Here is a 20,458-nt window from a genome sequence, read left to right on the forward strand (position 1 = left end):
AAGGCAATCCAGCGATGACCGGCCTGGTCCGACCGCAGACCCTGCGAGGGTTCCGCGACCTGCTCCCCGAAGAGATGCTGCTTCGCGGCGAGGTAGTGGCCCGCATCACCCGGGTCTATGAGTCCTTCGGGTTCGTCCCGCTCGACACCCCGGTCCTGGAGACGCTGCCCACCCTGCTCGGCAGCGGCGGCGAAGAGGCCGACAAGCAGATCTTCGTGGTCCGCGAGGCGGCGAAACCGGTTACCGCAGAAGGCGAAGCCACCGAGTTCGGGATGCGCTTCGACCTCACCGTGCCGTTCGCCCGGATCATCGCCCAGTACCACCCGCAGCAGATCAAGCTGCCGTTCCGGCGCTACCACATCGGCCCGGTCTTCCGCGCCGACGACCCCCAGCCCGAGCAGGGCCGGTTCCGCCAGTTCACCCAGTTCGACGCGGACATCGCCGGCACCTCCACGGTCGCCGCCGACGCCGAGATCGTGGCCCTGGCCTCCGCCGCGTTCGAGGCGCTGGAGCTGACCGCCGGCAGCGGCTACGTCATCCGGGTGAACAACCGCAAGCTGGTGGACGCGTTCCTGACCGGCCTCGGGATCGAGGACGGCGAGGTCACCAAGCACGTGCTGCGGGTGCTCGACAAGTCCGACAAGATCACCGCCGAGGCGCTGCGGGCCGAGCTCGGCGAGGGGCGCTTCGATGTCTCCGGCGACCGGATCCGCGGGGTGGGCCTGGCCCCGGAGCTGATCGATCGGCTGCTGGCCTTCGTGGCGGTGCAGCAGGACACCCGGGCCAAGACGCTCGACGAGCTGGCCGGCCTGCTGCCCGAAGGTGATCCGGGGGTGGCCGAGGTGCGCGAGTTCCTGGCCCACCTGGAGGCGCTCGGGGTCAGTGAGGCCAGCGTGAAGCTGGACCCGGGTCTGGCCCGCGGTCTGGCGTACTACACCGGCACGGTCTACGAGGCCACGCTGGTCGGGGCCGGAGTGGGCTCGATCGGCGGCGGAGGCCGGTACGACGGGCTGGTCAGCCGGTTCAGCGACGACCCGGTGGCCGCCGTGGGTGTCTCGATCGGCATCGACCGGCTGCTGGCCGGGCTGAGCAACCTGGGCATCTCCTACGGCGCCCGCAGGACCACGGCCGATGCCGTGGTGCTGGTGATGCCCAAGGTCGACCCGGCCGAGGCCACGAGGATCGCGGCCGAGCTGCGGGCCGCCGGGATCGCCACCGAGCTGTACGTGGGCGAGTCGGTGGGCAAGGTGGGCAAGCAGCTGGCCTACGCCAACGCCCAGGGCTTCGCGGTCGCCGTGATGGCCGGCGGCAAGGAGATCGAGGCGGGCACCGTCACGATCAAGGACCTGCAGGCCGGCAGCGAGTCCCGGGCCCAGATCGCGGACAACAGCGAGTACCGCGCGGCCAAGTCGGCCGGGCAGTTCACCGTGCCCCGCGCCGAGCTCGTAGCCACCGTGACCTCAGTGCTGAACCCGCAGGAGAGCGACGCATCATGAGCCAGAAGCAGATCACCCTGGGCATCCCCAAGGGCAGCCTCCAGCAGTCCACCCTCGGCATCTTCGAGCGGGTCGGCCTGCAGTTCACCGGCGGCTCGCGCACCCTGTGGCTGAGCTCGAACGACCCGGAGATCGTGCCGGTGCTGCTCAAGCCGCAGGAGATCCCGATCTACGTGAAGTCGGGCCGGCTCGACGCCGGGCTGTCCGGCCGGGACTGGATCGTCGAGACCGAGGTGCTGGAGCACATCGCGGTGAAGGCCGAACTGCCGTTCTCCCGGCAGACCTCGCGCCCGATCCGCTGGGTGCTGGCGGTGCCGCAGTCCTCGCCGATCAAGACCGTGGAGGACCTGCGGGCCGAGTGCGACCGCCGCCGGCTCAGCGGCGATCCGTTCGTGATCTCCACCGAGCTGACCCGGATCTCCCGGATGTGGCTGGCCCGGCAGGGCGTGGACGCGCACGTGGAGTTCTCCTGGGGCGCCACCGAGGCCAAGGCGGAGTACTTCGCCGACGCCATCATCGAGGGCACCGAGACCGGGAACTCGCTGCGGGCCAACCACCTTCGCGAGATCGCCGAGGTGTTCAGCTCGACCAACCAGTTCTTCGTCAGCCGCAAGATCTACCGCGACGACGAGTGGAAGCGCGGCAAGCTGGACGCGATCTCGCACCTGATCCGGGGCGCGCTGCGGGCCAACGACGTGGTCGAGCTGCGGGTGGTGGCCGACAAGCCGCTGCCGCTGGAGGAGATCCTGGGCCCGGAGGCCCGGGTGGTCGCGGCCTCGGAAGCCACTCCGGGGCAGGGCTTCACGGCCACCGCCACGCTGCCGCGGGCGTCCGTTCCCTACGCCATGCCCGCGGTGATCGCGGCTGGTGCGACCGACGCCTGGGTCTCGCCGATGTCGATCTACTACAGCCACGAGTACGACGCCACGTCGAAGGCCGCGGCCGAGGCTCGCAACGCCAGCGCCAGCCTGCCTTTGGGACCGATGGCCCCCTCGGCGACCACCGCGTAGAGGCAACCTTTCAAAGAATGGGGGACGCCGGCGTCCCCCATTCTTTGAAATCACCTACAGGCGCGGGTCGACCGGCTCGGACTCCAGAGCCAGCACGGCGAAGACGGTTTCGTGCACCCGCCACAGCGGCTCACCCGCCGCCACCCGTTCCAGAGCCTCCAGCCCGAGCGCGTATTCGCGCAGGGCCGCGGCCCGCTTCCGGCCCACCGCCCGGGACTTGAGCCGGTGCAGGTTCTCCTCCAGCAGGTAGTCCGGGCCGTAGATGATGCGCAGGTATTCGGCTCCGCGCACCTTCAGCCCGGGCTGCACCAGCCCGCGCTTGCCCTTGGTCAGGTTGGCCAGCGGCTTGACCACCATGCCCTCACCGCCGGCCCCGGTCAGCTCTTCCCACCAGGTCACCGCGGCCGCAACGTCCTTCTCGGAGGCCGGGTCCAGCACCAGACGGCGGGTCGGCACGAACAGGTCGTCGGCCTCGACCAGGCGATCGGCCAGCGCCAGGTGCCAGGTGTGCGGACGGTCGTGGAACGTCTTGCCGTCGGCCGCGAGGACCTGGAACGGCGCGATCTTCACACCCTCCAGTCCATCGGTCGGCCACACATAGCGCCGGTAGGCCACCTCGAACGCGGATGCCGCCGAGAGCCGGGCCGCGGTGTGATCGCGCAGCGCAGCCAGATCGGTCAGGTCCGGAACCCGTTGCGCCGCAGCGGTGAGCGCCTCCAGGGCCGGGGGCAGGGCGGTGCGGGCGGCCGCGCCCACCGCGGCGTACTGCTGCCGCAGCAGATCCCCGGCCTTCAGCGACCAGGGCATGATCTCGGCGTCGAGCAGCAGCCAGTTGGTTTCCAGTTCGTCCCAGACCTTGGCCTTGTCCAGGGCGGAGCGCACCCGGCTCAGCAGGGCCTCGGTCTCGGCGTCCGAGCGCAGGAACGAACGGCCGGTGCGGGTGTGAATGGCTCCGGTCCGGCCGTCCGGCAGACCGAAGCGCACCGAGGCCGCGGTGGCGTCCCGGCAGACCAGCAGCACGGCCCGCGAGCCCATGTGCTTCTCTTCGCAGATCACCTCGGGCACACCGTCCTTGGCGTACGCGGCCAGCGCCTCGACCGGGTGCTCGAGCACCCCCGGCAGCGCGCTGGTCGGGGCCGGAGCCATGGTCGGCGGTAGGTAGAGCAGCCAGCGCGGGTCGAGGGCGAAGCGGCTCATCACCTCGAGCGCCCCGGCTGCGGCCTCGGCGGTCACGGTGATCCGGTTGTGGTGCTGGGTCTGGATCGAGCGCTTGCCGGCGACATCGGTCAGGGCCAGGACGTCGGGATCCCGGTGCACCGTCTTGGTCGGGGCCGCCGCGACCAGCGGACGCGAGGGTTCGTACCAGACCTTCTCGGCCGGCACGCTGACGATCTCCTTCTCCGGATAGCGCAGCGCGGTGAGCGATCCGCCGAACACCGCCCCGGTGTCCAGGCACATGGTGTTGTTGACCCACTCCGGCGTGAGCGTGGGGGTGTGGCCGTACAGCACCATCGCCTGGCCGCGGTAGTCGTTCGCCCACGGGTAGCGCACCGGCAGCCCGAACTGGTCGGTCTCGCCGGTGGTGTCGCCGTACAGCGCGAAACTTCGCACCCGACCCGAAGCCCGGCCGTGGTAGGCCTCTTTCAGCCCGGCGTGGGCGACCACCAGTTTGCCACCGTCGAGCACGTAGTGCGCGATCAGCCCTTCGCAGAAGTCCGCCACCTTGGCCCGGAACTCCTCGGGCTCGCCGGCCAGCTGGTCCATGGTCTCCTGCAGACCGTGGGTCAGCTTCACGTTCTTGCCGCCGAGCGCCCGGACCAGCTTGTGCTCGTGGTTACCGCTGACACACAGCGCATGCCCGTTCTCGATCATGCCCATCACCAGGCGCAGCACCCCGGGCGTGTCCGGCCCCCGGTCCACCAGGTCACCGACGAACACGGCGGTCCGCCCGGCCGGGGGCACCGCGTCCACGGCCCGGCCGTCCGGATCCAGGATCAGGCCGTAACCGAGCTTGCCCAGCAGCGTCTGCAGTTCGGAACGGCAGCCGTGTACGTCGCCGATCACGTCGAACGGGCCGGTGCGCTCGCGCAGGTCGTTCAGCAACGGCTCGCGCACGATCCGCGAGGCGGCGGCCTTCTCCGGCGAGTCCAGCACGTGCACCCGGCGGAAGCCCTCGCGGCGCAGGCCCTTGATCGAGCGCTGCAGCTGGTCGGCCTGCCGGTGGATCACCCGCTCAGGGAAATCGCGGTCCTTACGCCTGGAGTTGCGTTCCAGGCAGACCTCTTTGGGCATGTCCAGGACGATTGCCACCGGCAGCACGTCGTGGTCGCGGGCCAGCTTCAGCAGGCCGGCCCGGGCGTCCTTCTGCACGTTGGTGGCGTCGATCACGGTCAGCAGCCCGGCCGCGAGCCGCTTGCCCGCGATGTGGTGCAGCACGTCGAACGCGTCCGCGGTGGCGTCCTGCGAATTCTCGTCGTTGGAGACCAGGCCGCGGCAGAAGTCGCTGGAAAGCACCTCGTACCGGCCGAACTTCTGGCTCGCGAAGGTGGACTTGCCCGAGCCGGAGACCCCGACCAGGACCACCAGGCAGGTGTCCGGGACGGTCAGCTGATGCTCGCTCATCGGGCCACCTCCGGCGTCTCGAGCGCGAAGACGGCCATCTGGGTGGGCGGACCGGCCTGCGGGTCCTCGTCACCGATCGCCTTGAACCGCACCGTGTACCCGTACTTCGTCGCCACTCCGGTAGCCCACTCCTGAAACTGTTCCCGGTTCCACTCGAAACGATGGTCCGCGTGCCGGATCTCGCCCTCGGCCAGGCCGTAGCGGGCGTTGTACTCCACGTTCGGCGTGGTCACCAGTACCTGGCCGGGCCGCGCGGTGCCGAACACGTTGGCGGCCAGCGCGGGCAGGCGCGAGAGGTCCAGGTGCTCGATCACCTCCATCAGCACCGCCGCGTCGAAGCCGGTCAGCTCCGGGTCGGCGTAGACCAGTGAGGACTGGCGCAGTTCGATGCGTTCGGCGGTGCGCTCGGGCAGCTGTTCCAGCCGGAGCCGGCGGGCCGCGATGGTGAGCGACCGGTGCGATACGTCAACCCCGAGCAGCCGCTGGTAGCGCGGGTCGGCGAGCAGCTCCTTCAGCAGCTTGCCCTCCCCGCAGCCCAGGTCGGCCACGCTCTGTGCCCCCGAGGCGCGCAGCGTTTCGGCCACTGCGCCGAGCCGTCGAACGGCGAGTGAGACAACGGGTTCCAGAGCGACGGCGCCACCCAGGCCCTCCTCGCCCCCGACCGCGACCGCGACGCCGGCCGAGACCGTGATGTCCGAGCCGGGCACCTCGTCCGTCGGCTCGACCACGTCCTCGGGCAGTTCGCCGTCCTCGTCGGCCAGCGCCTCGTCCTCCAGGCTGGCGAACCGTTCGGACGCGTCGTCCACCAGCCGCCGCCGGTGTCGCAGGTACCGCTCGACGATCAGGGTGCGCTCGGGATGCGCGGCCAGCCAGCCCTCACCGGCCCGGATCAGCTTGTCCACCTCGTCCGGGCTGACCCAGTAGTGCTTGGCGTCGTCCAGCACCGGCAGCAGCACGTACAGCTGGCTCAGCGCCTCGTGCAGCCGCACCTGGCCGGTCAGCCGCACGTCCAGGTAGCGCGAGTCGCCCCACCCCAGCTCCGGATCCAGGGGTACGGGCGTGAGCTGCACGTCCCAGCCCAGCGGGGCGAACATCCGGCGGGCTACGTCCGCACCACCCCGGCAGGGCAGCGCGGGCACGTGGATCTGCAGGTTCAGGGGCTTGCTGGGCAGCTCCGGGCGGGCGTCGCAGCGGCCGGCGACGGCCGTGCGGAACACCTTGCCGAGCGCCACCGCGAGCATCGACGAAGCCGCGTACGGCCGGTCGTTCACGTACTGGGCCAGCGAGAAGCCCTCGGCCGGTTTGGGGCCCCGGCCTCGCACGAGCGCGATCGGGTCGACCTCCAGCAGCAGCGCCGCCGTGCAGGTGGTCTCGTCGGCCCGGGGGTAGAAGACGTGGGCGGTGCCCACCGGCAGGCCGAATTTCTGCGCCCGGTCGGGATGCTTGTGCAGCAGGTACCCCAGATCGGTGGCGGGCGACTCGGCGGCCTCGCTGGTCGAGGTGATGGTCAGGAACACAGGGGCAAGTCTGTCAACGCGGGGCGGCGGCGCCTACGCAATTTCACCGCGTTGTCGAGGTTGCCGAACCTGCCGGGGTTGTCGAGCTTGCCGAGGATCATGAGTTGTCGATGATCTCGCGCAGCACCCGGGCCTGGTTCTGCACCGAGGTGACGGCCTGCTGCACCTCGGTGGCCTGGGCCGAGGTGTGCCGGGCCCGCTCGGCGATCACCGAGATGGTGCCGGCGATGCTGGAGGTGGTGGCCGACTGCTGCTCGATCGCCGCGGCGATGGTCTCCTGCGACTCGCGGATCCGGTCGACCAGGCCGTCGATCCCGGCGGTGGCCTCGGCGCTGCCGTCCGCGGCGCTCTGGATGTCCTTGATCTTGTTCTCGATGTCGCTGATGCTCGCGGTGGTGGTCTCGGCCAGCTGCTTGACCTCGTCGGCGACCACCGCGAAGCCCTTGCCGGCCTCCCCGGCCCGGGCCGCCTCGATGGTGGCGTTCAGCGCGAGCATCTTGGTCTGCCCGGCCACCGCCTCGATGATCCGCAGGATGCCGCCGATCTCGGTGCTCATCGCCTGCAGCCGGCGCAGCTGCTGCAGGTTCTGCGCGGTCGCCTCGACGGTCTGCTGCACCTGCTGGGTGGCCTCGGCCGAGGCCCGGGCGATCTCCCGGACCGCGGCGTTCATCTGCTCGGTGGCCCCGGCCGCGTTGGTGGCCTGCTGCGAGGTGTCGCCGGCGGTCTCGGCCAGGCTGCGCGAGACCTCCTCGAGCCGCTCGGTCACCTCCTCGTTCTCGGCGAAGGTGTGGTTCGCCCGGGCGTTGCGGTCGGTCACGTTGTCCCAGGCCACGATGTAACCCAGGCGTACCCCGGCGGCGTCGGTGACCGCGTTGATCATGGTCCGCAGGGTGACCCCGCCGAACGAGAACACGGCGGTGCGGGGCAGCGCCCCCGGATCGTTGAGGATCTGCTCGATCCGCTGCGGGTCCTGGTGGAAGCGGTGGATCGAGCCGCCGATCAGGTCGCTCAGGTTCACCCCGAAGGTGCTCTGGATCCTCGGGCCCAGCTCCTGCAGGGTCACCGCGGCCAGCCGGTTCGCCCAGATCAGCTTCAGGTCCAGGTCGGCGACGAAGCAGTTGACATGCACGCTGTCCAGGGCGGCCAGCAGGGGACTGGCCGAGTCCTCCAGGGCGCTCGCCAGCCCCGTTCCCGCGGTGCTGCGCGCCCGGCGGGCCGTCATCAGTCCCATTGCTCAAGTCCCCGCTCTGCTCGTTCCTTGAACGGAGCTTCGGGAAACCGTTCGGCGATCTTGAGGAACTTCCCAGGATCGGGCCTTGCCGCTCGGCGATCGATGACTGCGGCCGGGCCGAAACCCTTGCGCCCACCCGGCATCCAGTGCCTTAATGATGGCACTGAGTGCATTGGCGCACGAGAGGAGTCGGGCCTTGACCAGCACGTTGATCCCCACCCTCGCTTCCCAGGGCGAGTCCACGCAGCTCTACGTCACCGCCACCCACAAGGTGCGCGATCAGTCGGGCGAGCCGCCCTTCGGCTGGGTGCCCTACGGGGTGCAGCACGCCTGGACCGCCGGTTCCCGCAAAACCCTCTGCGGGGAATGGACTTCCGGGTGGACGGTCTTCTGGGACCGTTCCTTCTCGGCGACCCGGGCCGAAGCCTGCCCGGCCTGCGTCGAGGCCAGCCTGCCGGAGGCCTCCCGGCGCCGGCTCGATCCGGCCCTGCGGCGAACCGCCTGATCGTTTCACCGGCACCACGGTCCGGATCGGGCGGGTATGGTCACAGACATGTCACGGGTTCCGCTCGTCCCGGGTGAACAGGCCGCCCCGGGCGCCCATCCGGACACCGGCCGCCGGATCGCCGCGGCGGCGTTCGAGCTGTTCGCCGCCCGCGGTTACGACGGCACCACGGTAGACGCGATCGCCGAGCGGGCCGGGATCGCCCGGCGCACGTTCTTCCGCTACTTCCGGTCCAAGGACGACGTGATCTTCCCTGATCACGACTCCCTGCTGACCATGGTGAACCAGCACCTGATCGCGCAGACCGCGCTCGACCCGATCGAGGCGATCTGCGGGGCGGTGAAACTCGTGCTGCTGAGCTACCTGGACGATCCCAAGGTCTCGGTGCAGCGCTACCAGCTCTCGCGCAGCGTCCCCGCGCTGCGCGACCGTGAGTTGGCCAGCGTGCAGCGCTACGAGAGGACGTTCAGCCGGTACGTACGTGGTCGGCTGACGGGGACGCTGCCCGACGCCCAGGCGGTGCTGCGGGCCGACGTGGTGGCCGCCGCGGTGGTGGCGGCGCACAACGCGGTTCTACGGGAGTGGTTGCGCGCCGGGGGAGATTACGACCCCCTGGCGGACTTGGACGCCTCCTGCGCGTGGGTGCAGGGGGTCTTCGGGGAGAATCAGAACCCAACTAAGGACGCGTCTGCGCCCCTTCGCGACGCGGGTGCGGATGGCGTCGTGGTGGCGGTCTTCCGTTCCGGAGAGCCGATGGACGAGGTGGTCGCCCAGATCTCTCGATCTCTGCGAGAGCGGTAGCTCACCTTGTCGAACTACGGGGACCACAACGTCCCTAGGTAGTCAGATCCGGGCGCGCCAGACGTCCTGGTCCGCCAGGAGGGCGGTGACCTCGGGGGACAGGGTGCCGTTGCTGACGTCGGCGAGCGTGGCGCCCTCCAGCACGACCCGCATCTTGGCACGCAGTGCCACCCAGACGTCCCGCAACGCCACCGCGGCACCGGAGTAGGCCACGTCCTCCGGTCGTTCCCCGGCGATGTTGGCCAGCGGCCCGTCGATCACCCGGATCACGTCGGCCACCCGGATCTCGGACGCGGGCTGGGCCAGCCGGTAGCCGCCCTCGGCCCCCCGCCGGCTCTGCACCAGACCGGCCGTGCGCAGCTCGGCCAGAATGTTGAGCAGGAAGGGCAGCGGAATGCTCTGCCGCTCGGCCACCGTCTCGGTCTTGATCCACACGCCCTCCGGGGCAGCAGCCAGCTCGAGGGCCGCCCGGACGGCGTAGTCGGTCTTCGCGGAGATGCGCACCGTGCCATTGTGCCCGGTCAGCAACCGGGCTTCGGGCCGCTCGGCCGGTCTGCGAACCTGAGCGCATGCTCTTGCGCGCGGCCCGGCAGCGGATCGACCCCGAACTGGTTCTCGCCGGGGCGGTCGCCGTCTGGATCGGTTTCTTCCTGGCGGTGGATGCGCTGCCGTTGTCGTCGGTGGGCGGCAACGAGCTGGCCCGGCAGCTGGTCCTCGGCGTCTCGACCTGGGCGATGCTGGCCTACCTGCTCAGCCGCGAAAGTGTCCTGGTGCGGGTGCAGACCCTGCTGGTGGTGGTCTTCGCCTCGATCATCGAGTACACGTTCTCGCCGCTGCTGGAGGCCTACGTCTACCGGATCGGCACCGTGCCGCTGTTCGTTCCTCCGGGCCACGGCATGGTCTACCTGGCCGCGCTGGCCCTGGGCCGCAGCCGCGTCGTCCGGGCCCACCCACGCTTCTTCGTGGCCTTCACCGTGCTGGCGGGCGGCGGCTGGGCGGTGCATGGCCTGTTCATCGCCGAGCGCCAGGACGTGCTGGGTGCCTTCTGGTACCTGTGCCTGCTCGGCTTCCTGATCTGGGGCCGGGCCCGGCTGCTCTACGTCGGCGCCTTCATCGTGGTGACCTACCTGGAGCTGCTCGGCACCGAGCTGAACACCTGGGTGTGGCGCGAGACCGACCCGGTGCTGGGCGTGATCAGCCAGGGAAATCCGCCCTCCGGGGCGGCCGGCGGCTACGGCTGGTTCGACCTGTACGCCACCCTGCTGGCCCCGAAAATCCTTCAGGGGTTGGTCAGGATCCCCAGGGTGTCGGCGTGGAGGAGGCCGTTGGTGGCCACCGCCGAGCCGCCGAACGGGCCGTCCTTGCCCTCCAGCGAGGTGAACACCCCGCCGGCCTCGAGCACGATCGGCACCAGCGCGGCCATGTCGTACAACGCCAGCTCGGGCTCGCAGGCCACGTCCACCGCGCCCTCGGCCAGCAGCATGTACGACCAGAAGTCGCCGTAGGCCCGGGTACGCCACACCGTGCGCATCAGTTCCTGGAAGTTCGGGCCCAGGCCCCGGTCCTCCCAGCCGCCCAGCGAGGCGTAGGACAGCGAGGCGTCCTCCAGCTCGGCCACCCCGGAGACCTGGATGCGCCGGGCCTTGGCCAGGCTGCGCCCGGTCCAGGCGCCGGTGCCCTGGGCGGCCCACCAGCGCCGGCTCAGCGCCGGGGCGGAGACCACGCCGACCACCGGCACGCCGTTGTCGACCAGGGCGATCAGGGTGGCCCAGACCGGCACCCCCCGCACGAAGTTCTTGGTGCCGTCGATCGGGTCGATCACCCACTGCCGGCTCGCGCTGCCGGTGGTGCCGAACTCCTCGCCCAGCACCGAGTCGCGCGGGCGGGTGCGCTTGAGCTGGCTGCGGATCAGTTCCTCGGCGGCCCGGTCGGCATCGCTCACCGGAGTCAGGTCGGGTTTGGTCTCCACCTTCAGGTCGCTCGCCAGGAAACGGTCGTACGTCACCGCGTCCACCTGGTCCGCGATCACGTGGGCGAGGCGGAGATCATCGTCGTAGGCCACAGCTGGGGACGGTACAGGCCGCTGGTCACGCGCAGGTCACGCCGGTGCGGAAGGGAAATCCGGGCAACTGGGAAATGTCTTTGGAATTCCTGTGAGTACTAGGACGAAAGGGTTAATGGCTAAAGATCGCACTTACTTACTTGAGGGTTTAAGCTTCCCGCCATGTTCGATCTCTTCAACGGTATGCCGGTCCACGCGCTCGTCGTCCACGCCGTCGTCGTGCTGCTGCCGTTGATGGCGGTGGTCACGGTGGCCTTCGTGATCCGGCCCCGCTGGCGCCGCGAACTGCCCTGGGCCGTGCTCGGCAATCTGCTGGCCGCGCTGGCCACCTTTGCCGCCATGCAGTCGGGCGAGCAGTTGCAGACCCGGCTCAGCAACCCGGACTTCGCGCCGGTGGCCGAGGACCACGGCAACATCGCCGCGCTGCTGATCTACTTCGCCTTCGGGCAGTTCCTGGCCTCGCTGATCGCCTGGCTGCTGCTGCGTACGAAGGACGATGCGCCGCGCACCTCGGCGCCCAAACTGGTGACGTCGGTGGTGCTGACCCTGGCGGTCGGCGTGGCGGCCTCGGCGTGGACCTATCGGGTCGGCGACAGCGGGGCCGAGGCGGTCTGGAAGGACAAGATCGCCTCGACCGAGCAGTGAGTCAGTAGTCGGTCTCGCCGAGCCGCGCTCGCATCAATCGCCGCAGCGACTCCAGCCGGGCCGCCCCGGAAGGGCCTGCGTGCCCCTCGGCCACCCAGGCGTCCAAGCCACACTCGGCCTCGTCGTGCGAGCAACCGCGCGGGCAGTCGTCCGTACCGGCTTCCAACTCTGGGAAGGCATGCAGCAACCGCGACGGGTCCACGTGCCCGAGCCCGAACGAACGCACCCCCGGGGTGTCCACCACCCAGCCACCGTCGGGCAGCCGTAGCGCCACCGCCGAGGTAGAGGTGTGCCGACCTCGGCCGGTCACGTCGTTCACCCGCCCGATGGCTCGCGAAGCCCCCGGCACCAGCGCGTTGAACAGCGTCGACTTACCCACGCCGGAATGCCCCACGAGCACGGTCACCCGGCCGGCCAGCCGTTCGCGCACCGCGTCCAGCCCGACGATGCCATCGGGGGAGCGCTGGGTGACCAGCCACGGCACCTCCAGCGCCGCGTAACCCGAGGTGAACCCGGCCGGATCGGCCAGGTCGGCCTTGGTCAGCACCAGCAGCGGGTCCAGCCCGGCGTCGTAGGCGGCGACCAGGCAGCGGTCGACCATCCGGGGCCGCGGCTCCGGATCGGCCAGCGCGGTGACCACGGCCAGCTGGTCGGCGTTGGCCACGATCGTCCGCTCGATCCGGTCGGTGTCGTCCGCGCTGCGGCGCAGCACCGAGGTCCGCGGCTCGACCCGGACGATCCGGGCCAGCGACCCCTCGGCGCCGGAGACGTCGCCGACCAGCCCGACCCGGTCACCGACGATCACCGAGGTCTTGCCGCCGAGCTCCCGGGCCTTCATCGCGGTGATCACCAGGTCGTCCCCGGAGGACTCGAAACCCCCCAGCAGGCAGCCGTACCGGCCGCGATCGACCGTGACCACCTGGGCCAGCACGGCGTCGGCGTGGCTGGGCCGGTCCTTGGTCCGCGGCCGGTTGCCCCGGGGATTGGGCCGGAACCGGATCCGGCTCTCCTCGTCCTGCTGCCCGCGGCTACGGCGGCTCACTGGCGGACCACCGCCCTCAGCGCCGTTCGGGGCCGTCCGAGGCGGTCAGCATCCGTTCCCACAGCTGGGTGAACTCCGGCAGGGTCTTGGCGGTGGTGCCGATGTTCTCCACCGACACCCCGGCCACCTTCAGGCCGATCACCGCGCCGGCGGTGGCCATCCGGTGGTCGGCGTAGCTGTGGAACACCCCGCCGTGCAGCTTGGCCGGCTTGATGATCAGGCCGTCCTCGGTCTCGGTGACGTTGCCGCCGAGCTGGTTCAGCTCCGTGGCCAGGGCCGCCAGCCGGTCGGTCTCGTGGCCCCTCAGGTGGGCGATCCCGCGCAGGTGGGAAGGGGTCTCGGCGAGGGCGGCGAGGGCGGCGATGGTGGGGGTGAGCTCACCGGCCGCGCGCAGGTCGGCGTCCAGGCCGTAGAGCTCGCCGGTGCTGCGCACGGTCAGGCCGTCACGGTCCAGGCTGACGTCGGCGCCCATCTGGTCGAGCAGGTCGCGCAGGTGGTCCCCGGCCTGGGTGGTGTACTGCGGCCAGCCCGGCACGGTGACCTGGCCGCCGGCCAGCACCGCCGCGGCCAGGAACGGCGCCGCGTTGGACAGGTCCGGCTCGACCATCACGTCCAGGCCGCCGACCCGGCCGGGCTCGACCCGCCAGACGTCCGGCTCGGAGTCGTCGATCACCACGCCGACGTCGCGCAGCGCCTCGACCGTCATCGTCACGTGCGGCTCGCTGGGCACCTGGCCACCGACGTGGCGCAGGGTCAGGCCCTCCTCGAACCGGGCCCCGGCCAGCAGCAGCGCCGAGACGAACTGCGAGGAGGCGGAGGCGTCGATCTCCAGCGTGCCGCCGCGCACCGAGCCGGTACCGCGCACGGTGAAGGGCAGCCGGCCGCCGCCGTTGTCGTCGACCGTGATCCCCAGCCCGCGCAGCGCCTCGATGATCGGGCCCATCGGCCGGACCCGGGCGTGCGGGTCGCCGTCGAAGGCGATGTCCCCGTTGGCCAGGGCCGCGATCGGCGGCACGAAACGCATCACGGTGCCGGCCAGGCCGACGTCGATCGAGGCCGGCCCGCGCAGCTCACCGGGGGTGATCAGCCAGTCGGCGCCGAACGCCCCGGTGGCGGTCGCGTCGTCCAGCACCGTGCCCAGGCTGCGGACCGCCGAGGCCATCAGCAGCGTGTCGCGCGAACGCAGCGGCGCGCGCAGCCGGGACGGCTCGTCGGCCAGCGCGGCGAGCACCAGATACCGGTTGGTGAGGGACTTGGAGCCGGGCAGCGACACCGTCGCCGAGATCGGGCCGTTCACCGTCGGGGCCGGCCAGGGTGCCGTCGCCTCGTCGCTCACCGGGGTACTCATGAATTCGCTCGCGCCGCTTCCGTCATCGCTGTCCGCCACTTGCACGGGTTATCGAGCGATGAGGGTATCTGCCCGCACCTGAGGCGGGCAGCCCCATCTTCTACAGCCCGGCCCGGCGGGCGGCCTTGTGTGCCCTGGCCGCCTGCTTGGCGGCCAGCTTGCCGGCCTTGCGCTGGGCCCGGCGGCTGCTGTCACCGGCGTCGTGAGCGGCCTGACGCGCGGCCTGCTGGGCGTCCTTGCGGAACTGCTTGGCCGACTTCTTGGCCTGCTTGGTGGCCTTGCGACCGGAGAGCCGGGCCTGCTCCACCGACTCGGCGGCGTCCTCCCGGGCGTCGTGGATCGCGGCCGCGGCGGCCTTGCGCGGCTTCCGGCCGCGGTAGGCCACGCTGGGCTTGCCCTCGGTGTCCACCGTGGCCAGCAGGGCGCCGCCGATCAGGCCCAGGGTCTTGACGAAGGTGGCCTGCTTCTCGCGGCGCAGCGCCGGGTCCTTCTCCTTCCAGAACGGTTCCACCGGCTGCACCACGGGTGCGGTGGCCACGATCGCCAGGGAGGACAGGCGGGGCAGCCGGCCGAGGGCCAGCAGGGAGCCCGCGACCGCGGTGACCGCCCCGGCGGCCCGCACCACCATCACCGGGTCGTTGGGCAGGCGCAGCGGTCCGGAGACCTGGTTGAGCACGGGGCGCGCGGCCTCGGCGTGCGCGCCCGGATGACGGGCGGCCTCGACCCCGGACTGGATCAGTGGGGCGGCGAGCAGCGGGCGGGCGACACGGCGGACGATGGTCATGGTCCTTTGCTACTCCTGATCGACTCCCGGCGCGAACGGACAGGCCGGACATCCGCGGAAATCGGCGCTGCCTCACAGCTTCGAGACACGACCTACGCTGATAGCCATGTGCGGACGCTATGCCTCCAGCCGAAGCCACGAGGAACTCGTCGTCGAGTTCGAGGTGGAGGAAGACCGGACCACCGACCAGAGCGCCGGGCCGCCGATGTACAACGTCGCGCCCACCGACACCGTGCCGGTCGTGGTGCAGCGGCTGGCGGTACCTGAGCCGCAGTCCTCGGACGACCCCGACGCCTTGGTCACGGCGGCGCTGAAGGGCGAGCCGGAGAAGCGGCCGGTGCGGCAGTTGCGTTCGCTGCGCTGGGGCCTGGTGCCCTCGTGGAGCAAGAACGCCTCGGGCGGGGCCCGGATGATCAACGCCCGGCTGGAGACGCTGCTGGAGAAGGGCGCGTTCAAGAAGGCCGCGCTGAGCCGCCGCTGCCTGGTCCCGGCCGACGGCTGGTACGAGTGGCAGGTCAGCCCCACGGCCAAGGACGCCAAGGGCAAGCCCCGTAAGCAGCCGTTCTTCCTCCATCTGGCCGACGGGCAGAAGCTGGCCCTGGGCGGGGTCTACGAGTTCTGGCGCGACCCGGAGCAGGACCCCGAGGACCCGGCCGCCTGGCTGGTCAGCTTCGCGGTGATCACCACCGCCGCCGAGCCCGGCCTGGACACCGTTCACGACCGGATGCCGCTGGTACTGCCCGCGGACCGCTGGGCCGACTGGCTGGACCCGACCAACCAGGACGCCGCGAGCGTCCATGATCTGACCGTTGACCTGCCGGCCGGACGGTTCGCCGCGCTGCCGGTCACCCACCGGGTGAACTCGGTCCGCAACGATGGTCCCGAGCTCCTCGAGCCCGCCCCGATGGACAGCCTGATCGGGGTGGTCGACCCGGCCACCGGTGAGCTGATCGGCGGCCCCGAGAGCGAAGCGCTGTTCTGAAAGGCCTTCGAGCAAAGGACGATTGATGCCAGTGGACGTCGCAAGTCCGGTGTTGGAGATCGAGACTCCGCTGGGGCCGGCTCGCGCTCACCTGTTCACGCCCGAGGAGCCCGTCGGCCGGATCGTGCTCGGTCATGGCGCCGGGGGTGGGATCGGCGCGGCCGATCTGGTCGCGGTGCAGAAGGCTGCCGTCGCGGCCGGCTGGCAGGCCGTCCTGGTGGAACAGCCGTGGCGGGTGGCCGGCAAGAAGGTGGCCGCACCGCCGCCCAAGCTGGACATCGGCTGGCATGCGGTGTTCGAAGGGCTTCCCGCGCTGGACGTGCCCCTGGTGGTCGGCGGCCGTAGCGCGGGTGCTCGGGTGGCCTGCCGTACTGCGGCCGAGCTGGGCGCCCGGGCGGTCTGCTGCCTGGCCTTTCCGCTGCATCCGCCCGGCAAGCCGGAGAAGTCCCGGGCCTTCGAACTGGCGATGCCGCACCAGCACGGCATCGAGGTGCTGGTGGTGCAGGGCGAGAAGGACCCGTTCGGCGGATGGGCCGAGGTGGAGGCCGAGAACCTGCCCGGTGTCGAGGTGGCCCGGGTCGAGGGCGATCACTCGCTGAAGAAGTACGGCCCGGTCGCGGCCGCCGTGGCGGCCCGCCTGACCAACTGGGTCTCAGCCCCGGAATGACCTTGCAGCATCGGCTGTTGTGCTCTCTGTGCAGGCGGTCAGCGACCCACGTGCCCGGGCGTGTCGGACCCCGACGACCGGCCTGCCGCCAAGGCGTTCGCGAAGAGTGAGGAGTACGCCGTTGCTACTCGTGACGACGGTCGAGGAACGGCCGACCGGGGCAGATCGGTCGTCCGGTCAGTCCACAGGCCGAACCTGGGAGGGTAAAGCCGCTCCGGTGCAGCTAGGCTCGTCGGTGATGGATACCCAAGCGGGTCGCGCACCGGCGACCGAGAATCCACAGGAGCGGTCCGCCCGCTTCGAGCGGGATGCCCTGCAGTACCTGGACCAGCTCTACTCTGCGGCCCTGCGGATGACGCGTAACCCGGCGGATGCCGAGGACCTCGTCCAGGAGACGTTCACCAAGGCCTTCGCGTCCTTCCACCAGTACCAGCCCGGGACCAACCTGAAGGCCTGGCTGTACCGGATCCTGACCAATGCGTACATCAACACGTACCGCAAGAAGCAGCGCGAGCCCCAGCAGGCGCAGACCGACGAGATCGAGGACTGGCAGATCGCCCGGGCCGGCTCGCACACCTCGACCGGGCTGCGCTCGGCCGAGGCCGAGGCGCTGGACCGGCTGCCCGACTCGGACGTGAAGGAAGCGCTGCAGCGGATCCCCGAGGAGTTCCGGATCGCGGTCTACCTGGCCGATGTCGAGGGCTTCGCCTACCGCGAGATCGCCGAGATCATGGGTACCCCGATCGGCACCGTGATGTCCCGGCTGCACCGCGGCCGGCGGCAGCTGCGCGACCTGCTCGAGGAGTACGCTGCCGAACGTGGCATCGTGGCCACGCGATCCCAGGGTGGTGCGGCATGAGCGTCTGCGGAGAACCCGACTGCTCGAAGGTGCTGGCCCAGGTCTACGAGTACCTGGACGGAGAGCTCGGTGAGGCCGAGCTCGACGAGATCCGCCACCACCTGGACGACTGCTCGCCCTGCCTGCAGCAGTACGACCTGGACGTGGCGCTGAAGGCCCTGGTGCGGCGCTGCTGCAAGGAGACCGCCCCGGCGGACCTGCGTGAGCGCATCATGATCAAGATCACCGAGGTCCAGATCGAGCTGAACAACTAGCTCTGGTCCCGGACACGAAGAAAGGCGCTGCTCCCGCTGGGGGCAGCGCCTTTTTCGCTGGTGCTGACGTCTGCTGACGCGCAGGCTCAGGCGTTGGGACGGCGACCGTGGTTGGCCGCGCTGCCCTTGCGCGAGCGGCGCTTGCGACCGCGCTTGCTCATGGCATTCTCCTTGTCTTCGACTCCCACTATCTTGACAGATCGGGGCTGGTGCTCCGGACTGGTGCCGGGCGTCCCCCGTTCAGGTTCCTCAAGATTTGCTCACGCACGCCGATGGAAACCGACGTGAGCCAGCCCCCTGCGTCCGTGGTGCCCTTCCTGAGGGCGCTGTCCGAGTTGTTCGGTTCGGACCTGCACTGCAAGGTCGGCTCCCCGCCGCGGATCCGGATCGACGGCAAGCTGCGCCGGCTGGACGTGCCCGCGCTGCGTCCCGCCGACACCGAGGCGATGGTGGCCGAGGTGCTGCGCGACGATCTGCGGGCCCAGTTCGAGGCGACCAACGAGGCCGACTTCGCCTACTCGCTGAGCGGGGTCGGGCGCTACCGGGTCAACGCGTTCCGCCAGCGCGGCTCGGTCGGGCTGGTGTTCCGGCGGGTCAACGTCGGGGCGATCCCGCTGGACAAGCTTGGCGTGCCCGACGTGATCGGCCGTCTGGCCCTGGAACCGCGTGGGCTGGTGCTGGTCACCGGCCCCACCGGCTCGGGTAAGACCACCACGCTGGCCGGCATGGTGGACAAGATCAACTCCGAGCGTGAAGTCCACCTGGTCACCGTGGAGGACCCGATCGAGGTGCTGCACGAGGACAAGCTGGCGATGATCAACCAGCGCGAGGTCCGGGTGGACACCGAGAACTTCGGGGTGGCCCTGCGGGCGGCGATGCGCCAGGACCCGGACGTGATCCTGATCGGCGAGATGCGTGACCAGGAGACCGTGCACTCGGCCCTGGCGGCGGCCGAGACCGGGCACTTCGTGATGTCCACGCTGCACACCCAGGACGCCAAGGAGACGATCACCCGGATCATCGACTTCTTCCCGCCGCACGAGCAGAAGCAGATCCGGCTGTCGCTGGCCGGGGCGCTGAAGGGGATCGTCTGCCAGCGGCTGGTGCCGCGCGCCGACGGCTCGGGGCGGGCTCTGGCGATGGAGGTCTGCGTGAACACCGGTCGGATCGCCGATGCGATCGCCGACCCGGACAAGACCGCCACGATCGGCGAGCTGATCAAGGAGGGCGGCTTCTACGGGATGCAGTCCTTCGACATGCACCTGGTCGAGCTGATCCGCGACGGGGTGGTCAGCCTGCACGACGGGATGGCGGTGGCCAGCAACCCGCACGACCTCACGGTCGAGTTGCGGCGGCTGGGTCTGGTGGCCTGAGAGCGGCCGGCGACCACATCGTCCGTTGCTCTTAAAAGCTTTTGGACGTTGTGCGCACCGATCGCGGCCGACTGCGGCTTTCTCGCGGCGAGGGGTCCGTAGGAGGTGGACGGCGGGGTCCCGTTCCGCCCTCCACCTCCTACGGGCTCACCCGGTCTCGTCGTCGTGACCAGGGAGCTGGGGCGTCGTGACTGCCCTCGCGACGCCCGATTGGTCCATTATCAAGTTGTTACATTTAAAGCGCGACTCGTAGACACTGTGGCGTGGGTCACTGCTTGCTCCGGGCCCTGTGGCCAGGGACGACGAAGCCCGGCCGATCCACAGGTGGACCGGCCGGGCTTCGTGCGTCAGAACCGGAGATCAGGCCTTCTTGGTCTCCCAGAAGATCTCGGCGATCTCGTCGATCTTGGCCAGCAGCTGGTCGGCCACGGCCACGTCGGTGCTGCCCTTCGTGCCGCCGGCCCCGGCCAGCTTGGTGGCCTCGTTGAACAGGCCGTGCAGCTGCGGGTACTTCTCGAAGTGAGGCGGCTTGAAGTAGTCGGTCCACAGCACCCACAGGTGGTGCTTGACCAGGTCGCTGCGCTCCTCCTTGATCGAGACCGCGCGGCCCTTGAAGACCGCGTCGTCGGAGGCGTGGTACTTCTCGATGCAGGCCTTGACCGACTGGGCCTCGATCTTGGCCTGGGCCGGGTCGTAGACACCGCACGGAAGGTCGCAGTGGGCGCTGACCTCGGTCGCGGTGAAGGCGTTGAGGAACCGCGAGAGCATGGGTACTCCTTTTTGCGCGAGGCTAGAGGCTTAGGACTCGTAACCTACTCCGGGCCCTACCCCTGTGCGCGTCGCGGGGCCGTGATCTTGCCCGGGTCGGGCCACAGCCGGAACAGGGCGATGGCCAGCACATCCGCGTCGGGCACCGCTCCCACCTGCCAGGAATCCACACCCTCAGCCGGGTTGTCCCGCTCCACCCACCAGGCATCCTGCTCCCGGAAGGCCAGACGCTTCACCGAGAGCGGCCTACCCCCGGGCAGCCGCACAACCGCCACCGCGCCCGGGCGTGCCGCCCGTACGGCCGCCCGGTCCCAGCGCACCACCAGGCGATCGCCGTCACGCAGATGCGGCTCCATCGACCGGCCGCGCACCAGCACCTGACCCACCGGCAACAACGGCCTGAACCCGTCTCCGCTCATCCCACTCCCTCTCGCCCACCCCTCACCCCCCACTCCCTCTCCCCCCCCCCCCCCCCCCCCCCACATCCGTAAA

At 70.4% G+C, this 20,458-nt stretch carries 21 protein-coding genes; 10 read left to right on the plus strand and 11 right to left on the minus strand.

Translation table 11 applies throughout. The annotated features are described in order from the left end of the window. Nucleotides 1–14: 14 nt before the first annotated feature. Both hisS and hisG read left to right on the plus strand, forming a co-directional pair. A complete protein-coding gene (gene hisS / locus LR394_RS22500) occupies nt 15–1,496 on the plus strand; it encodes a histidine--tRNA ligase (protein WP_231445107.1) in 1,482 nt (493 codons plus the stop codon). After that, entirely contained in the window at nt 1,493–2,506 is a 1,014-nt protein-coding gene (hisG, locus tag LR394_RS22505) for an ATP phosphoribosyltransferase (protein WP_231445110.1), read from the plus strand. The genes hisS and hisG overlap by 4 nt, the downstream gene beginning before the upstream one ends. 54 nt (nt 2,507–2,560) lie before the next feature. Here the strand turns inward: hisG and LR394_RS22510 are convergent, their stop codons facing one another. The 3 genes from LR394_RS22510 to LR394_RS22520 all read right to left on the minus strand — a co-directional run bounded on the left by LR394_RS22510 (nt 2,561) and on the right by LR394_RS22520 (nt 7,876). Next, nucleotides 2,561–5,128: a polynucleotide kinase-phosphatase gene (locus tag LR394_RS22510; protein ID WP_231445112.1), complete on the minus strand. Its 2,568-nt coding sequence runs from the start codon at nt 5,126–5,128 to the stop codon at nt 2,561–2,563. Next, entirely contained in the window at nt 5,125–6,645 is a 1,521-nt protein-coding gene (locus LR394_RS22515) for a 3' terminal RNA ribose 2'-O-methyltransferase Hen1 (protein WP_231445114.1), read from the minus strand. The genes LR394_RS22510 and LR394_RS22515 overlap by 4 nt, the downstream gene beginning before the upstream one ends. A gap of 97 nt (nt 6,646–6,742) precedes the next feature. Then, nucleotides 6,743–7,876: a methyl-accepting chemotaxis protein gene (locus tag LR394_RS22520; protein WP_231445116.1), complete on the minus strand. Its 1,134-nt coding sequence runs from the start codon at nt 7,874–7,876 to the stop codon at nt 6,743–6,745. 196 nt (nt 7,877–8,072) lie between these two features. Between LR394_RS22520 and LR394_RS22525 the strand changes: the two genes are divergently transcribed. Further along, nucleotides 8,073–8,381: a hypothetical protein gene (locus tag LR394_RS22525; RefSeq protein WP_231445119.1), complete on the plus strand. Its 309-nt coding sequence runs from the start codon at nt 8,073–8,075 to the stop codon at nt 8,379–8,381. Nucleotides 8,382–8,429: 48 nt separating this feature from the next. After that, nucleotides 8,430–9,182, plus strand: coding sequence for a TetR family transcriptional regulator (locus LR394_RS22530; RefSeq protein ID WP_231445121.1), 753 nt, complete (start codon nt 8,430–8,432; stop codon nt 9,180–9,182). Between the two features lie 42 nt (nt 9,183–9,224). On the opposite strand, the gene LR394_RS22535 is transcribed toward LR394_RS22530, so the two are convergent. After that, on the minus strand, nt 9,225–9,686 hold the full coding sequence (locus LR394_RS22535) for an RrF2 family transcriptional regulator (RefSeq protein ID WP_231445123.1): 462 nt from the start codon (nt 9,684–9,686) through the stop codon (nt 9,225–9,227). 775 nt (nt 9,687–10,461) lie between these two features. After that, the gene (hisN, locus tag LR394_RS22540; protein ID WP_231445125.1) at nt 10,462–11,244 is read right to left on the minus strand and encodes a histidinol-phosphatase; all 783 of its coding nucleotides are present in this window, start codon (nt 11,242–11,244) and stop codon (nt 10,462–10,464) included. 162 nt (nt 11,245–11,406) lie between these two features. Between hisN and LR394_RS22545 the strand changes: the two genes are divergently transcribed. After that, nucleotides 11,407–11,889: a DUF2231 domain-containing protein gene (locus LR394_RS22545; protein WP_231445128.1), complete on the plus strand. Its 483-nt coding sequence runs from the start codon at nt 11,407–11,409 to the stop codon at nt 11,887–11,889. Nucleotide 11,890: 1 nt separating this feature from the next. Here the strand turns inward: LR394_RS22545 and rsgA are convergent, their stop codons facing one another. From rsgA to LR394_RS22560, 3 genes are all read right to left on the minus strand, one after another. After that, nucleotides 11,891–12,931 (minus strand): ribosome small subunit-dependent GTPase A, encoded by a 1,041-nt coding sequence (gene rsgA, locus LR394_RS22550; RefSeq protein ID WP_231445130.1) that lies wholly within the window; start codon nt 12,929–12,931, stop codon nt 11,891–11,893. Between the two features lie 16 nt (nt 12,932–12,947). Beyond that, nucleotides 12,948–14,279 (minus strand): 3-phosphoshikimate 1-carboxyvinyltransferase, encoded by a 1,332-nt coding sequence (aroA, locus tag LR394_RS22555; protein ID WP_231445132.1) that lies wholly within the window; start codon nt 14,277–14,279, stop codon nt 12,948–12,950. A 100-nt stretch (nt 14,280–14,379) separates the two neighbouring features. Next, nucleotides 14,380–15,063 carry a DoxX family membrane protein gene (locus LR394_RS22560; RefSeq protein WP_231445134.1) on the minus strand — a complete coding sequence of 228 codons (684 nt, stop codon included), beginning with the start codon at nt 15,061–15,063 and terminating at the stop codon, nt 14,380–14,382. 106 nt (nt 15,064–15,169) lie between these two features. Here LR394_RS22560 and LR394_RS22565 point away from each other — a divergent pair, with 106 nt between their 5' ends. The 4 genes from LR394_RS22565 (at nt 15,170) to rsrA (ending at nt 17,825) form a co-directional block, all read left to right on the plus strand. Continuing rightward, nucleotides 15,170–16,045: an SOS response-associated peptidase gene (locus LR394_RS22565; RefSeq protein WP_231445136.1), complete on the plus strand. Its 876-nt coding sequence runs from the start codon at nt 15,170–15,172 to the stop codon at nt 16,043–16,045. 25 nt (nt 16,046–16,070) lie between these two features. Continuing rightward, on the plus strand, nt 16,071–16,712 hold the full coding sequence (locus LR394_RS22570; RefSeq protein ID WP_231445138.1) for an alpha/beta hydrolase family protein: 642 nt from the start codon (nt 16,071–16,073) through the stop codon (nt 16,710–16,712). A gap of 106 nt (nt 16,713–16,818) precedes the next feature. Then, the gene (locus LR394_RS22575) at nt 16,819–17,571 is read left to right on the plus strand and encodes a sigma-70 family RNA polymerase sigma factor (protein WP_407937100.1); all 753 of its coding nucleotides are present in this window, start codon (nt 16,819–16,821) and stop codon (nt 17,569–17,571) included. Next, a complete protein-coding gene (rsrA, locus tag LR394_RS22580; RefSeq protein WP_231445142.1) occupies nt 17,568–17,825 on the plus strand; it encodes a mycothiol system anti-sigma-R factor in 258 nt (85 codons plus the stop codon). Before LR394_RS22575 ends, rsrA begins: the two co-directional genes overlap by 4 nt. Nucleotides 17,826–17,911: 86 nt before the next feature. On the opposite strand, the gene LR394_RS43700 is transcribed toward rsrA, so the two are convergent. Further along, entirely contained in the window at nt 17,912–17,986 is a 75-nt protein-coding gene (locus LR394_RS43700) for a 50S ribosomal protein bL37 (RefSeq protein ID WP_370449906.1), read from the minus strand. Between the two features lie 123 nt (nt 17,987–18,109). Here LR394_RS43700 and LR394_RS22585 point away from each other — a divergent pair, with 123 nt between their 5' ends. Next, nucleotides 18,110–19,198 carry a type IV pilus twitching motility protein PilT gene (locus LR394_RS22585; RefSeq protein ID WP_231445144.1) on the plus strand — a complete coding sequence of 363 codons (1,089 nt, stop codon included), beginning with the start codon at nt 18,110–18,112 and terminating at the stop codon, nt 19,196–19,198. A gap of 360 nt (nt 19,199–19,558) precedes the next feature. Here the strand turns inward: LR394_RS22585 and sodN are convergent, their stop codons facing one another. Both sodN and LR394_RS22595 read right to left on the minus strand, forming a co-directional pair. After that, nucleotides 19,559–19,966 (minus strand): superoxide dismutase, Ni, encoded by a 408-nt coding sequence (sodN, locus tag LR394_RS22590; RefSeq protein WP_231445147.1) that lies wholly within the window; start codon nt 19,964–19,966, stop codon nt 19,559–19,561. A 56-nt stretch (nt 19,967–20,022) separates the two neighbouring features. Continuing rightward, the gene (locus tag LR394_RS22595) at nt 20,023–20,385 is read right to left on the minus strand and encodes a S24 family peptidase (protein WP_231445149.1); all 363 of its coding nucleotides are present in this window, start codon (nt 20,383–20,385) and stop codon (nt 20,023–20,025) included. Nucleotides 20,386–20,458 lie beyond the last annotated feature (73 nt).

Origin of the sequence: Kineosporia babensis, from assembly GCF_021129305.1 — a bacterium.
GTDB classification, from domain to species: domain Bacteria; phylum Actinomycetota; class Actinomycetes; order Actinomycetales; family Kineosporiaceae; genus Kineosporia; species Kineosporia babensis.

Excerpts from the sequence above, each read along its gene's own strand:
- LR394_RS22565 (WP_231445136.1), top strand. The coding sequence starts at position 15,170 with ATGTGCGGACGCTATGCCTCCAGCCGAAGCCACGAGGAACTCGTCGTC.
- LR394_RS22530 (WP_231445121.1), top strand. The coding sequence starts at position 8,430 with ATGTCACGGGTTCCGCTCGTCCCGGGTGAACAGGCCGCCCCGGGCGCC.
- aroA (WP_231445132.1), bottom strand. The coding sequence starts at position 14,279 with ATGAGTACCCCGGTGAGCGACGAGGCGACGGCACCCTGGCCGGCCCCG.
- LR394_RS22545 (WP_231445128.1), top strand. The coding sequence starts at position 11,407 with ATGTTCGATCTCTTCAACGGTATGCCGGTCCACGCGCTCGTCGTCCAC.
- hisS (WP_231445107.1), top strand. The coding sequence starts at position 15 with ATGACCGGCCTGGTCCGACCGCAGACCCTGCGAGGGTTCCGCGACCTG.
- rsrA (WP_231445142.1), top strand. The coding sequence starts at position 17,568 with ATGAGCGTCTGCGGAGAACCCGACTGCTCGAAGGTGCTGGCCCAGGTC.
- LR394_RS22570 (WP_231445138.1), top strand. The coding sequence starts at position 16,071 with ATGCCAGTGGACGTCGCAAGTCCGGTGTTGGAGATCGAGACTCCGCTG.
- LR394_RS22560 (WP_231445134.1), bottom strand. The coding sequence starts at position 15,063 with ATGACCATCGTCCGCCGTGTCGCCCGCCCGCTGCTCGCCGCCCCACTG.
- sodN (WP_231445147.1), bottom strand. The coding sequence starts at position 19,966 with ATGCTCTCGCGGTTCCTCAACGCCTTCACCGCGACCGAGGTCAGCGCC.
- LR394_RS22595 (WP_231445149.1), bottom strand. The coding sequence starts at position 20,385 with ATGAGCGGAGACGGGTTCAGGCCGTTGTTGCCGGTGGGTCAGGTGCTG.
- LR394_RS22510 (WP_231445112.1), bottom strand. The coding sequence starts at position 5,128 with ATGAGCGAGCATCAGCTGACCGTCCCGGACACCTGCCTGGTGGTCCTG.
- hisG (WP_231445110.1), top strand. The coding sequence starts at position 1,493 with ATGAGCCAGAAGCAGATCACCCTGGGCATCCCCAAGGGCAGCCTCCAG.
- LR394_RS22520 (WP_231445116.1), bottom strand. The coding sequence starts at position 7,876 with ATGGGACTGATGACGGCCCGCCGGGCGCGCAGCACCGCGGGAACGGGG.